General features: G+C 40.3%; 13 protein-coding genes. All 13 read left to right on the top strand.

The window, feature by feature from the left end:
• The first annotated feature begins 39 nt into the window (after nt 1–39).
• The 13 genes from HUS26_RS01310 to HUS26_RS01370 all read left to right on the top strand — a co-directional run bounded on the left by HUS26_RS01310 (nt 40) and on the right by HUS26_RS01370 (nt 13,384).
• Complete coding sequence (locus HUS26_RS01310) at nt 40–942, top strand: AEC family transporter (protein ID WP_173915439.1); 903 nt, start codon at nt 40–42, stop codon at nt 940–942.
• 320 nt (nt 943–1,262) lie between these two features.
• Nucleotides 1,263–2,846: a sensor histidine kinase gene (locus HUS26_RS01315; protein ID WP_254434112.1), complete on the top strand. Its 1,584-nt coding sequence runs from the start codon at nt 1,263–1,265 to the stop codon at nt 2,844–2,846.
• Nucleotides 2,847–2,864: 18 nt separating this feature from the next.
• Nucleotides 2,865–3,551, top strand: coding sequence for a response regulator (locus HUS26_RS01320; RefSeq protein ID WP_173915440.1), 687 nt, complete (start codon nt 2,865–2,867; stop codon nt 3,549–3,551).
• A gap of 157 nt (nt 3,552–3,708) precedes the next feature.
• On the top strand, nt 3,709–4,701 hold the full coding sequence (locus HUS26_RS01325) for a tripartite tricarboxylate transporter substrate binding protein (RefSeq protein WP_173915441.1): 993 nt from the start codon (nt 3,709–3,711) through the stop codon (nt 4,699–4,701).
• Between the two features lie 21 nt (nt 4,702–4,722).
• Nucleotides 4,723–5,181, top strand: a complete 459-nt coding sequence (locus HUS26_RS01330; RefSeq protein ID WP_173915442.1) for a tripartite tricarboxylate transporter TctB family protein — start codon at nt 4,723–4,725, stop codon at nt 5,179–5,181.
• Nucleotides 5,182–5,197: 16 nt separating this feature from the next.
• Nucleotides 5,198–6,691: a tripartite tricarboxylate transporter permease gene (locus HUS26_RS01335; protein WP_173915443.1), complete on the top strand. Its 1,494-nt coding sequence runs from the start codon at nt 5,198–5,200 to the stop codon at nt 6,689–6,691.
• A gap of 353 nt (nt 6,692–7,044) precedes the next feature.
• Nucleotides 7,045–7,662, top strand: coding sequence for a hypothetical protein (locus HUS26_RS01340; RefSeq protein WP_173915444.1), 618 nt, complete (start codon nt 7,045–7,047; stop codon nt 7,660–7,662).
• A 170-nt stretch (nt 7,663–7,832) separates the two neighbouring features.
• Nucleotides 7,833–8,615 carry a fumarylacetoacetate hydrolase family protein gene (locus tag HUS26_RS01345; protein ID WP_173915445.1) on the top strand — a complete coding sequence of 261 codons (783 nt, stop codon included), beginning with the start codon at nt 7,833–7,835 and terminating at the stop codon, nt 8,613–8,615.
• Nucleotides 8,616–8,851: 236 nt separating this feature from the next.
• The gene (locus HUS26_RS01350) at nt 8,852–9,862 is read left to right on the top strand and encodes a LacI family DNA-binding transcriptional regulator (RefSeq protein WP_173915446.1); all 1,011 of its coding nucleotides are present in this window, start codon (nt 8,852–8,854) and stop codon (nt 9,860–9,862) included.
• 45 nt (nt 9,863–9,907) lie between these two features.
• Nucleotides 9,908–10,807, top strand: coding sequence for an energy-coupling factor transporter transmembrane protein EcfT (locus HUS26_RS01355; protein ID WP_173915447.1), 900 nt, complete (start codon nt 9,908–9,910; stop codon nt 10,805–10,807).
• The gene (locus tag HUS26_RS01360) at nt 10,800–11,660 is read left to right on the top strand and encodes an energy-coupling factor ABC transporter ATP-binding protein (RefSeq protein ID WP_173915448.1); all 861 of its coding nucleotides are present in this window, start codon (nt 10,800–10,802) and stop codon (nt 11,658–11,660) included. The genes HUS26_RS01355 and HUS26_RS01360 overlap by 8 nt, the downstream gene beginning before the upstream one ends.
• A gap of 22 nt (nt 11,661–11,682) precedes the next feature.
• Nucleotides 11,683–12,531, top strand: a complete 849-nt coding sequence (locus HUS26_RS01365) for an energy-coupling factor ABC transporter ATP-binding protein (protein WP_173915449.1) — start codon at nt 11,683–11,685, stop codon at nt 12,529–12,531.
• Nucleotides 12,515–13,384 (top strand): nucleoside phosphorylase, encoded by an 870-nt coding sequence (locus tag HUS26_RS01370; protein ID WP_217424722.1) that lies wholly within the window; start codon nt 12,515–12,517, stop codon nt 13,382–13,384. Before HUS26_RS01365 ends, HUS26_RS01370 begins: the two co-directional genes overlap by 17 nt.
• Nucleotides 13,385–13,389 lie beyond the last annotated feature (5 nt).

Below are 13,389 nucleotides of genomic sequence, written 5' to 3' on the forward strand. Positions count from 1 at the left end.
TTTTCTATTAATAATCGAAAAATTAACAGGAGAAGAATCATGAATTTAATAACGATACTATTGCCTATCTTTTTCGTATTTGGAGTCGGATATTTAGTACAGCGAATTTTCCGATTTGATACAGCGACTTTCTCTAAGCTTGCTTTATATATTCTCGTTCCTTTTCTTGTATTTAGGACATTTTATCAAGAACAAATCAATTTCTCCTATATGTTTATAGCTATCTATATGGTAGGGCTAAGCTTAGTCATTATTTTATTGGTAACTATACTCTCAAAGATTCGTAAATTCACGGAAAAAGAAAGATGTGCCCTTGTCCTCGCTTGTGCTTTTACGAACAATGGTAACTATGGCACACCGCTAGTTCTATTCTTGTTTGGCGCAGCTGGAATGGAAACAGCTATTGTGCTTATGGTCCTGCAGCAATTATTGATGAGTACGCTTGGTGTTTATTATGCCGCAAAAGGTAGTGATTCTGCTGATGGAGTAACAGAGGCTCTACGTTCTATACGGCGTATGCCTATGGTTTACGGTGCATTAGGCGGAATTGTATTTAATATTTTCAACATCCCGCTTGGAACGATTCAAGAAGGTGTCAATTTAATTGCTGATGCCGCTATTCCAATTATCATGATTACATTAGGAATGCAGCTGGCAAATATAAAGCTCGATGTACTAGATGTAAATAAGGTATCAGCTGCACTCATTATAAAACTAATAGTCGCACCAATTATAGCCACTTTTATTGTTTGGGGACTGCCGGTAGATGAATTAGTGAAACAAATTATGATTATTATGGCTGCTACTCCTACAGCCGCGAATACAACAATGTACGCAATTCAATATCAAACAGATGCCCATACGGTAACTAGTGCGACGCTAGCTACAACGGTAGTCAGTCTCTTTACAATCCCTGTGGTAATTTATTTAGTAACCACATGAGCGGTACCAGGTACACATCAGAAAATTCCCTGTACCTGGTACCGCTTTTATGATAATAATGGAAATACCTACAAGTCCACTTAAGAGATATCGGGCGGCTTGAGCTGCGGAAGTATGAGTAAATACAGAAGTAGTAGCCGATACGTGAAGAGAAATTATAAGTATCTGGTGCCTGGAAATACCAGTTTCCAATACCCGTTTTAAGTAGTAAGACTCGACATTGGTGTCGAGTCTTTTTTTGTGGATTTAAGTACCAGGCAGCTAAAACTAATCAATATGTTACTATTAATAAAATGCAGTGTTTACATAAGAGGACCACAATGATGAAAGGTAAATTTCACTTTGCACTTATAACAAAAATTCAGGTTCTCATTTTCACTTTAATCGTTTCAATTATCGTTTTTCTGTCTGGGATTTTTACATATTGGGAGTTTGAACAAACGGAGGATGTGATGGGAGAAAAGGCGCTTCAGACGGCGACGACCATATCCTATATGCCCTCAATTCAGGAGGCTTTTAAAGAAGAAAATCCCTCACAGAAGCTTCAGCCGATTGCTTTAAAAATCCAGGAGCGGGTAGGGGCGGAGTTTGTCGTCATTGGGAATACGGAAAGCATTCGCTATGCGCACCCAGACCCTTCCAAAATTGGTGAGAAGATGGTCGGCGGCGATAATGTTCGGGCTCTAGAGAAGGAGAGATACTATATTTCCCAGGCTGAGGGGACACTTGGGCCTTCGCTGCGGGGCAAGGCTCCGATTTTTAACGCAAACCAGGAAGTGATCGGCGTTGTCTCGGTTGGGTTTTTAATGGAGGATATTTATACAGCATTTTTCCGGAGGCTGGAGAAAATTACGGGGATTTCCTTTTTCGTTTTGATCGTTGGAGGATTTGGTGGTTATATGCTGACAAGGAGTATTCAAAGAGACACGATGGGACTTGAGCCATATCAGATAGCTTCTTTATATCAGGAGCGTGAGGCGGTATTATCTTCTGTGAAAGAGGGGATTGTGGCGATAAATAAGGATGGCCGTGTAACGATGATCAACGCCTCTGCTCGGAATCTATTAAATCTTAAGGGAAAAGTTACCGAAAAAGAGATTCATGCTATTTTTCCTGATCTGGAAGTGGAACGTGTCCTTCACTCGGGAAAAGAAGAGCGGGATCAGGAGATTTTTTTAAAAGATCGAACGGTTATCGTTACACGAACTCCCGTCTTTGAAAGTGGGGAAGTCGTTGGTGTGGTTTCCAGCTTCCGTGATAAGTCAGAAGTTCGAGAGATGGTTTATGCTTTATCAGAGATTAGAAGATATTCCGAAGGTCTGCGCTCACAAACCCATGAATTTGCAAATAAAATGTATGTATTGCTTGGTCTTTTACAGTTGAAAAACTATCAGGAAGCGATAGATTTAATAGAGTCCGAGTTCCAAGTAGCTCAAACGCAGTCCAATAGGCTCCACCAAATCAAAGATGAAACAGTTGAAGCGATTTTACTAGGGAAAATCAGCAAAGCCTCAGAATTAAAAATAAATTTTCAAGTGGATGAAGATGCTTCATTGGGAGCTATTCCTGAGCGTATTCATCGGTCTAAGCTGGTAACTATTTTAGGGAATTTAATTGATAACGCCTTTGAAGCGGTCGTTAATAATCAAGAAAAGAACGTCGTTTTCTCGGCTACAGACGTCGGTGAAGAAATCGTATTGGAAGTAATCGATAATGGGCCGGGAATTCCAGAAGAAGTTTTACCTTATATCTTGGACCAAGGGTTCTCTACAAAACAGGGCGAACAGAGAGGATATGGCTTGGCTAACGTGCGTGAAATTGTCGAAGAAATGGGCGGAGATTTTGAAATTGATACAGAGATTAGGAAAGGCACTACATTTTCGGTATTTTTAAATAAATCATAAAGAGAGAGGTGACGAGTGATGATTAAGGTTATCGTGGCGGAAGACGATTTTCGTGTCGCTCAATTACATGAGAAGTTTTTAAAAGAAATTGGCAATATCGAGGTATCAGCAAAAGCATTGAATGCTGAAGAGGCTCTGAAAGCAGTTAGTGAGCACAAACCGGACCTTTTATTATTAGATGTCTACATGCCTGATCGGCTGGGCACGGATTTGCTTCATGAATTAAGAGAGCTTCAGCCGGCCCTGGATATTATTATGATTACAGCGGCCAACGAAAAAGACATGATTGCCAAGGCACTCAATTATGGCGTGGTCGATTATATCATTAAACCCATCTCGATGAATCGGTTTATCGAAACGATCGAAGCTTATCATCAGAAAAAAAGGCTGATCAACAGCAGTGATACCCTTGACCAGAAAGTGATTGACCAATTAATTGGAAAAGAAACAGAAGATACGGAATCCCAGGGAACTTCTTCTGTTCCTAAAGGAATCGATCAGCTTACCTTGAAAAAAGTTCGAGATTTATTAAAACAATATGCTACAGAGGGGTTGACTGCAGAGGAAGCGAGTGCTCATTTAGGAGCTTCGAAAACTACATCAAGGCGATATTTGGAGTACTTAATCTCAACGAAGGAAGGGACGGCTGAAATGAGGTATGGAAAAGTAGGCCGACCGGAAAGAAAATATTTTTACCAGCTCTAACAGCCTTAAAGGGCTGTTTTTTTATTTCATAAATTTTATGTGGTTAATTAATTTTATTTTTTTAATACGGCTTATTTTGAAAACGGTTACATTAAAGTCTGAGTCACTTACGATAGGAAGTATACAATTCATAATTTTCAAAAAAGGAGGACCTATAATGAAACGATTATTTCTCTCTGGACTTTTTTTATTGTTTTTTATGTCTGCCTGTTCGGATCAGCAAGCAAGCTCAGACAACGGTGAATTTGTGCCTCAGCGGTCTATTGAGTTAGTAGCACCAAGTGGGGCTGGAGGCGGCTGGGATACGACGGCTCGAAGCGTAGCGATGGTTATGGAGGAAGAAGGCATGATTGATCAGGATATTGGCGTGATTAATAAACCAGGCGGAGGCGGAGCCGTAGGGTGGGCTTATATTGATAGCAAAAAAGAAAATCCGCACCACTTGTTTATCGGCTCCCCGCCTTTAATTTTCATTCCGTTAAATGGTCAATCACAGCTAGGGTATGAGGATTTTACTCCATTAGCAAATATGATTGCCGATTATGCGGCTTTCGCTGTTTCGGCTGATGCCAAATGGGACAATCTTAATGAACTTTTTGACGATATGAAAAAAGACCCTTCCCAGATCACAGTGGTGGGAACATCTTCCCCAGGATCGATGGACCATATGCAATTTGTAAAGATCGCCAAGGAAGCTGGCGTTGATATCACAAAGATTAAATATGTGTCTTCTCAAGATGGAGGATCATTAACACAAATTTTAAACGGAAATGCTGATGTTCTTTCAACTGGTGTTGCAGAAACGGTAGAACAAGTCCGAGCCGGAAAAATCAAAGTGCTTGGGATTACAGCAGAGGAACGTTTGGAAGGTGAGACTTTATCTGACTTTGCAACAGCGAAAGAGCAAGGAATAGATGCGACCTTTGTGAACTGGAGGGGCTTTTTTGGACCCGGAAATATGACAGAATCACAAGTTAAATACTATGAGGAAGCTTTTAAAGAGGTGAGTGATTCAGAAGCATTCAAAGAAATTCGTGAAAAGTATGGCTGGGAAGAGATGTACTTGACCAGCGAAGAGTACAAAGGGTTTTTGGAAGAACAGAATAAAGAGTTGGGAAGTTTGCTTGATGAAATGGGACTAGGGGAGTAAACGAAATAGAGGTGATGACACATGATAAAGACAATGAATCAAAAACTGAGTATAGGACTGGCTGTATTTTCCATTGGTTATTTATATTTAAGCTTCAACTTAAGAGAGTATCCATATGTGCCGGTTGACTCTGACTTAGTGCCTAAGATATTGGGGTTTTTACTTTTAGGCTTAGCTTTCTTTCTGTATTTTGATAAATCCGCAGAAACAGAGGAGCAAAAAGCTAAGAGAGTTGTACCCAAAAAAGAAATTATGGTGATGCTTGGGGTAGCAGGCATGATCTTGGTTTATATTTTCTTTTTTGAAATATTGGGTTTTCTTATTATAACAACACTATTTATTTTTGCTTGTTCTACGTTTCTTGGCTATCGCCGATGGTTAACAAATTGTATTGTATCGATTGTTTTTCCAGGGTCTCTATATTACCTCTTTAATTATTTGCTGCAAATCAAGCTGCCACAAGGAATACTACCATTTTAAAAGGTGTGGATTGTATATGGGTGGATTAGATGGGTTAATGCAAGGCTTTCAAGTAGCCTTTAGTTTAGAAGGATTATTATTTGTTTTTATTGGTGTATTTATTGGAACATTCATTGGAATGATGCCGGGGCTCGGCCCGATCAGTGCGATTGCTATTATGATCCCGATCACTTATGGTATGGCACCTGCATCAGCATTAGTCATGATGGCCGGTGTTTATTATGGAGCTGTTTTTGGAGGTTCCACCTCGTCCATTTTATTAAATGCTCCAGGTATTTCTGGCACAGTAGCTACAGCCTTTGACGGCTATCCTATGGCTCAACGGGGAGAAGCAGGGAAGGCTTTAGCAATAGCAGCTGTCTCCTCCTTTGTAGGGGGAACAGTTTCTATCGTGTTATTGATGCTGTTCGCCCCCGCCTTAGCCCAAGTGGCTGTTACGTTCGGTCCGCCTGAATACTTTGCTCTTATGTTTATGGGGTTAACAGCGATAACGAGTCTATCAGAAGGATCTACCATCAAAGCTCTTATTTCAGCAACGCTTGGATTTATGGCTGTAACAGTCGGGATTGATGGACAGACAGGAACACCCCGTTTTACTTTTAACAATCCTAATTTATTAGAGGGGTTTGATTTCCTCGTCATTGCTCTTGGGTTGTTTGCGTTGGCGGAAGTGTGTTTTCTCATTATTAATCGAAAAGATACATCTCTATCAGATAAAGGGGATGTAGGAAGCATTAAATTAAAAAAGGAAGATTTAAAGGAAATGAGCGGGCCAATGGGACGTCAATCCTTCTTAGGATTTATTCTAGGTGTGCTCCCCGGAGCAGGCGCTACGATTGCTTCTTTTATCGGTTATATTACCGAAAAGAAAATATCTAAGAAACCAGAGGAATTTGGCAAGGGATCAATTAAAGGGTTATCAGCTCCTGAAACGGCGAATAACGCGGCAACAAGCGGTGCCTTTGTCCCATTGTTAAGCCTCGGAATTCCGGGATCAGGAACAACAGCGGTTATGCTGGGAGCATTTCTCGTATTAGGTATTCAGCCTGGTCCGCTGTTAGTACAGGATCATCCTGATATTTTCTGGGGAATTATTGCCAGTATGTATGTTGGTAATATCATTTTACTGGTGTTAAATCTGCCGTTAATTCCTTATATTTCAAAGCTGCTAAAAATTCCAAGACCTCTGCTAATTTCATTAGTCATTATTTTTAGTATGATCGGTGTTTACTCTGTAAGCTTCAATGTATTTCACCTTTACGTCTTACTGTTCTTCGGTGTAATTGGTTATCTCATGAGGTTAACCACATTCCCGGCAGCTCCCTTTATATTAGCCTTTATATTAGGGGGAATGATGGAGCAGTCCCTCCGCCAGGCACTTACAGCATCAGGCGGAAGTTATATGGTGTTTATCACCGAACCGATATCTCTAACTCTGCTTATAGTCGGTTTATTATCATTCCTTGTACCAATATTCCGCACAAGAATGCAGAGGAGAAACGCATATTAATTTAGGTACCAGGTACAGAGAGAAAAAACTCTTTCCTAAAGACGCTTTTAATAGAAGCGTCTTTTTGTCGTTTTATAGCTATATACCATAGAAAATCTAGTCACCGGAAACACGTCTTGTCGATAGATTTAGGGCAGCCTGTCGAAATTGGAAATTATTATTTTCAAAATATTGTTGAAATTAAAAAACCGCTTATGTATAATGAATTTTATAAGAAAACGCTTTCACATAAGAACGAAATATAATTTTTAAGGTGTGTGGAAACGTTTTTATATTATTACCGTAGGGATGGGAGGCTTGAATGGGACGAGACTTGGTAACAGACTTTAATACTTAGGAGGGAAAAACCGAAGATGAAAAAGTATTCAAGTTTTATAATTGCTATGATTCCTGCGGGGATCGCATTAAACTGGGTTGCGAATTCGATTGTTGAGATGCTGAAGCTGCCTTTGTTTCTAAATAACATTGGAACAGTATTAAATGCCGTCGTTCTTGGACCGGTCTGGGGAGCTGCAACAGCTCTTATGACAAACGTCGTTCTTGCTCTAATTGTTCGCTGGACTTATTTGCCTTTTGCACTCGTCGGGATGTTTGTTGCCTTTTTGGCTTACTTTTTCTTCAAGAAGGGCTGGTTTAAGAAAACTTGGAAAGTTATTACAGCCGGTACGGTTATCGGGTTATTATCTTCTCTGTTGGCCACTGTAATCTCTGTTTACGCTTTTGGAGGATTCTCAGGTCATACGGTGGATGTCCTTACAGCTGGATTAATTGCTTCAGGTCAGGAAATCTTCAATGCTACATTTATCGCTAACATTCCTGGTACTGTAGCGGACAAAGTATTAACGCTCTGGATTGTATGGGTGATTTTAAGATCCTTCCCTGTACGCTTCCTGCCGAATGCTAAAGAAATCCGTGAAAAAATCGGAATGACAGATACTAAAACAAATAAAAATAAAAAAATCTCTGCATAAAAAAGAACATCAATTCAACAAATAGATTTATTTGAAGAATGATGTCCTAAGGACTTACTAATTATTGTATAGAACGTCTCTTTGGAAATCAATTTTAAACACTCTGGCCAAGGTTTATTCTTGGAACTTTGGCCTTTATATTTTTCGCATAGAATGAAGGAGGACACTTAATGAAGGTTGTTCGGTTTACAGTAAGTGATAGAGATGAAGCGAAGCAGGGAATTTTATCATCGGATTTTATTAAAGAAATCACCGGTGATATTTTTTCTTACTGGGAGCTGACAGGGAAAACTTATAAAAAAGAGGAAGTACAGCTGTTAGCACCAATTGAGCCAAATCAAGTGATTGGAATTGGCGCTAATTTTGTAGCTGCAAAAGAAAATCTGCCAGAGAACCCGCCTGAAATGCCTGTGTTTTTCTTTAAATCATTAGCTTCAGTAACTGGTCCTGGTACAGAGATTAAAATCCCTGAGCCACTGGATGAAGTAAAGTTTGAATCTGAGATTGCTGTAGTTATTGGAAAAGAAGCCTCTCATATTAATGAGGAAGAAGTGGCAGATTACATTTTTGGCTATACGGTTGGTAATGACGTGACAGCGCCTCAATATTTCCATTCAGATGGACATTGGACCCTTGGAAAATCCTTCAATACATTTACTCCATTAGGTCCAGTTATTGATACAGAGTTTGATCCATCTAAAGCTAGAATACAAGCTGTTCATAATGGAATTAAGAAGCAGGACAGTGAGACGGGATTAATGATTGTATCGATTGAACGGATGATTTCTTATTTAAGCCATGTTATGACACTCAAACCAGGGGACGTTATCTTAACAGGCAGCCCCGTTGGTGCAGAATTTTTACAAATTGGCGATGTGATTGAATGTACAGTTGAAGGGATTGGAACACTTTCTAACTCTGTTGTAAAAGTGAAAAGCATCTCTCCAGTATAATTTTATCTCTTTCTACCACTTTGTGGAAACGTTTCCTTTGAAAAAGGAAAAACTTAAAACTATTAGTTTTTCTTATTTTCAGAAAAGTGTTGCAATAGTATAAAAAAAGCCAGTATAATGAAAACAGGTTATAAAGCGTTTTCATTAAGGTTTGCAATACCTGACTCTTACTTAAAATTTTATATTTTTTTAATAAGAGAAGGAAACGTTTCCACAAAGAAGAGGAAGTGAGAACAATGGTTACGATTAAAGACGTAGCAAAAGAAGCGAAGGTTTCCATATCTACAGTGTCACGAGTGCTAAATAATAGCGGATATACAAGTTCAGAAGTAAAAGAGAAAGTAAACAAAGCCGTGGAAGAGCTTAAATTCCAAAAGAATATGGTGGCGACCGCCATGATTAAAAAGCAGACGTCCACCTTTGGGTTAATTATCCCGGATATTAAGAACATTTTCTACGGGGAATTAACGAGAGCCATTGAGGATCATGCTCATAAATTTGGTTTTAACGTCATCCTTTGCAATACAGATAATGATTTGGATAAAGAAGCGGAATATCTGAACTTCCTTATTAGAAAAGGAGTAGACGGGGTAATTTTCTCTACGCCGGAAATGAATGATAGAAATATTAAGGAAGTCATGAAAGCAAGGTCAGATCTTGCTTTTATCAGCCTGGGGAGTCAGTTGAAAAACGTACAGATAGATGAGGTCTTAGTAGATAACTTTGAAGGTGGATATGAGGCAACGAAACACCTTATAGAGCTTGGTCATAAGAAAATTGGGTATATCGGTGGTCAGCCAAACTCCTATTCTACTGAAGAACGGTTAAAAGGTTATAAACAAGCTTTAGAAGATCATGGGATTAAGCTGCACAAAAAGTATACGAAACTGGATGAATTCAAAATTAACAGCGGCTACAACAAAGGAAAAGAATTAATGTCTATAGAGGATCGTCCAACAGCTATATTTGCAGGGAATGATGCCATCGCCGTCGGTGTCTTTAAAGCAGCTAGAGAGTTGAATCTGTCTATTCCTGAAGACCTTTCCGTTATTGGGTTTGATGATTCACAGTTTGCTGAAATTGTGTTCCCTGCACTGACAACGATTCGGACTCCTATTACAGATATGGCTGAAAAAACAGTAGAATTAGCTGTTCAAATTTCAAGAAAAGGCAAGAACTTTAAAGAAACGATTACTTTTCAGCCCACGTTAATTGAACGCGAGTCCACACAGAGAGTGTCCAATTAAAAGTACCCCTTAAACATTAAGGGATTATAAGGAGGAAAAAACCACGTGAACAGTTTATACATGCCAAAAGACAGCTTTATCCATAAGCTGGATCCACGAACGAAAATGATTTTTGTGGCCTTTGTCGTCCTTAGTTCATTCATTTTGAATGATCCTGCCCTTCAGTTACTATTTTTGGCTGCTCTGTTTCCTCTAGTAGTGGCGGCTAAATTAGTGAAGCCATACTTAATATCAATGCAATTCCTGCTTTTGTTTGCTGTTCTCATCATGACAGTACATGGAATATATAACCCTATCGGCGAGACGCCTGTATTTGAAATTTTTGGCGGTCTGACCTTTAAGTATGAATCGATGGTTTACGCAAGTGTTATGTCATTTAGAATCTTAGTCATTGGTACGGCTGCTGTCCTGTTCGTCATGAGCACCCACCCTTCAGACATGGCTTCAGCCCTTGTAAAATGGAAGGTCCCTCACTCCTTTGCTTTCATTTTACTGTCAACTTTTCAAATCATCCCGATCATTGCCCGCGAAGCAAAGATTGTTATGGAAGCGCAGCAGGCGAGATGTCTGGACGTAAAGGGCAGCCTTATTCAACGAGTGAAGAACCTGATTCCTATCTTTGCTCCTCTGTTTATTATCACTTTTATGAAGGTACACCAGCTTTCCTACGTTCTGGAGTGCAGGGCCTTTAGCCGGGAAGGAACGAAGACAAGCCTAAGAGATACGAAAATTGGTTCTAGAGATTACGGTTTTCTATTCGGAATTCTGATCTTTCTAGCGTTTGAGGTTTATTTAATGGCTTTCCTAAGTGGTTCTTTCAACTTAACAACAGACGCTTTACTGACATATTCTCTGATCGGAACGTGGATCGTATTTGCTTTTATGATTATCAAGTTTGTAATTAAAAGGATTTCAGTTTTTATGGGAGGGATGGCAGATGCATAAAAACCGAAAAGCTATTGAAGTTTCCGGGCTTACTTTTCAATATCCTGATACTGATGAAGCCGTGTTAAAGGATATTAATTTTTCCGTAGATTATGGAGAGATCCTTGGAATTATCGGGCCGACAGGAGCTGGGAAATCTACCTTGGCGATGTGTATAAACGGCTTAGTTCCTCAAGTGATCCAAGGAGAGCTGGAAGGCCAGGTATACGTAAAAGATATAAATGTTCATGAAGGTAATGTCGCTAAAATGTCTGAACATGTTGGGTTTGTGTTTCAAGAACCGGAAAACCAGTTGAGTCAAATGACCATTGAAGAAGAAGTCGCGTTTGGAATGGGAAACCTGGGCGTTCCCAGGGAGCAAATGGATGCACGTATTAAAGATGCACTTAAGCAGGTCGGCTTAACAGGTTTTGAAAAACGCAGCCCTCTTGCGTTATCAGGAGGCCAGCAGCAGCGTCTCGCTATTGCGGCGGTACTAGCGATGCGGCCGACGATCATGATTATGGATGAACCTACTTCCATGCTTGATCCTAAAGGGAAAAATGAAGTTTACGATGTTTTAAAAAACCTTAAGGAGTACGGCATGACGGGCATCATTATTGACCATGAAGTAGAAAGAATCGCTGAATATTGTGATAAGGTGCTCGTTCTCAGTGATGGGGAAGTTCAAATGTTCGGTCCGTCGGATGAAGTGTTTGCAAGGATTGAAAAGCTGCATGAATTAACCCTTCATGCCCCCCAAGTTACAGAATTTCTTCATAAATATAATAAAAAATTTGGGCAGGACGTCGAACTGTCGACCAACTTGGATGAAGCTGCTGCTATTACAGAAAGCGCTTACAGTAAGGCTTAATTATTTTGAGGAGGTGGACGTAATGGAGCCGTATATTTCGGTTAAAAATGTTTCACATGTCTATAAGGGCGGTGTCACTGCTGTCAAGGATGTCAGTCTTGATATTTATGACAATGAAGTAGTCGCTATTTTAGGAAGTAATGGATCGGGAAAAACTACACTCGTTAAACACTTTAACGGCCTGTTAAAACCTACGAAAGGTCAGATTACAGTCGGTGGCTTAAATACAAAAAAAGAGCGAATTGCCAAGTTATCCAGCCTCGTAGGATATGTTTTCCAGAACCCCAACCACCAAACTTTCCTGCCGAAAGTCAGTCAGGAACTTGAATATGGCTGTAAGAACTTAAACATGTCCGAAGAAGAGATTGAGGAACGCGTCAATCAAGCAATCGAGCTTTTTGAACTGGAAGATCAGCTGGATGAAAACCCATTTGACCTTAATTCGAGCCAGCGAAAAGAAGTGGCTATGGCTTCGATTATGGCGATCTCTCCCCAGGTTATCGTGCTGGATGAGCCGACGACAGGGCAGGATCATAAAGGATGCCAGCGTATCCTTCATCTTGTGCGGATGTTCCAGAAACATGGTCATATCGTTGTATTGATCACTCACGATATGCACCTGATTGGTGAATTAAATTGCCGAACCGTTGTCATGCATCAAAGTGAAAAGATTGCTGACGACCGGGCAGACGTCGTATTTGCTGACAGAGGGATTATGGATCTAGCAGGACTTCAGCCTCCACAGATTACATCACTCGCTAATCGATTATCCTTTTTAAATCCTAATAAAACCTATTTAACTATCGATTCAGTCTTACAATCTATGAAAGCCAATAACGAGGAGGATGTCAAAGTTGCTACAAGAACTTAAATGGAAGTCCAAAGCCAATCGTCCAGAATTAGAAGATCAATCCCAGTATCATATTCGCTGTAAACCAGGGGATGTAGCAAAATACGTATTATTGCCAGGTGACCCGGAACGTGTCGGGCAGATGGCGGATCAGTGGGATGAAAAAGAACACATCGCCACATACCGAGAGCATGTTACATACACTGGAAAAGTCGGTGGTGTAGACATCTCAGCTTGTTCTACAGGAGCCGGTGGACCTTCTACAGCAAGCGCTTTAGAAGAGTTAGCGGAAATCGGTGCTGAAACCTTTATTCGCGTAGGAACTTGCGGCGCCATGCAGGAAAAGATTAATCCTGGCGACCTTATCATCTGTGCAGGAGCCGTGCGCTATGACGGAACAAGTGATCAATATGTCGATGTGAAATACCCTGCAATCGCCAATCAGGAAGTCGTAATGGCTTTGATTGAAGCGGCTGAGCGATTAGGCGTCACTTATCATGTGGGAATTGGCTACACATCTGCTTCCTTCTTCTGCGGACAGGGACGTCCGGGATTTAACAGCTACAACCAAAGCTTTATGAATACAATTATGGATGATATGCAAAAGGCAGGCGTTTTAAATTTCGAAATGGAAGCAGCGACAGTGCTCACTCTTAGCAGCTTATTTAACTTACGTGCCGGAGCTATTTTTACAGCCGTTGCCAACCGTGTTCGTGATGAGTTTGCCTATAAAGGCGAAGGAGTTACGCAATCGATTGCTGTGGCAACAGAAGCTACGAAAATCCTGCACGAGTGGGACGAGCTTAAGAAAAATTCAGGAAAGCCATATTTCTACCCATCTCTATTAAATAATTCAGTAGAACCTATTAAATAATTCAA

This window comes from Halobacillus sp. Marseille-Q1614 (assembly GCF_902809865.1).
Taxonomy (GTDB): Bacteria; Bacillota; Bacilli; order Bacillales; family Halobacillaceae; genus Halobacillus_A.

Coding starts and splice junctions, on each gene's coding strand:
- HUS26_RS01345 (WP_173915445.1), top strand. CDS start 7,833: ATGAAGGTTGTTCGGTTTACAGTAAGTGATAGAGATGAAGCGAAGCAG.
- HUS26_RS01330 (WP_173915442.1), top strand. CDS start 4,723: ATGATAAAGACAATGAATCAAAAACTGAGTATAGGACTGGCTGTATTT.
- HUS26_RS01360 (WP_173915448.1), top strand. CDS start 10,800: ATGCATAAAAACCGAAAAGCTATTGAAGTTTCCGGGCTTACTTTTCAA.
- HUS26_RS01325 (WP_173915441.1), top strand. CDS start 3,709: ATGAAACGATTATTTCTCTCTGGACTTTTTTTATTGTTTTTTATGTCT.
- HUS26_RS01350 (WP_173915446.1), top strand. CDS start 8,852: ATGGTTACGATTAAAGACGTAGCAAAAGAAGCGAAGGTTTCCATATCT.
- HUS26_RS01320 (WP_173915440.1), top strand. CDS start 2,865: ATGATTAAGGTTATCGTGGCGGAAGACGATTTTCGTGTCGCTCAATTA.
- HUS26_RS01365 (WP_173915449.1), top strand. CDS start 11,683: ATGGAGCCGTATATTTCGGTTAAAAATGTTTCACATGTCTATAAGGGC.
- HUS26_RS01315 (WP_254434112.1), top strand. CDS start 1,263: ATGATGAAAGGTAAATTTCACTTTGCACTTATAACAAAAATTCAGGTT.
- HUS26_RS01310 (WP_173915439.1), top strand. CDS start 40: ATGAATTTAATAACGATACTATTGCCTATCTTTTTCGTATTTGGAGTC.
- HUS26_RS01335 (WP_173915443.1), top strand. CDS start 5,198: ATGGGTGGATTAGATGGGTTAATGCAAGGCTTTCAAGTAGCCTTTAGT.
- HUS26_RS01340 (WP_173915444.1), top strand. CDS start 7,045: ATGAAAAAGTATTCAAGTTTTATAATTGCTATGATTCCTGCGGGGATC.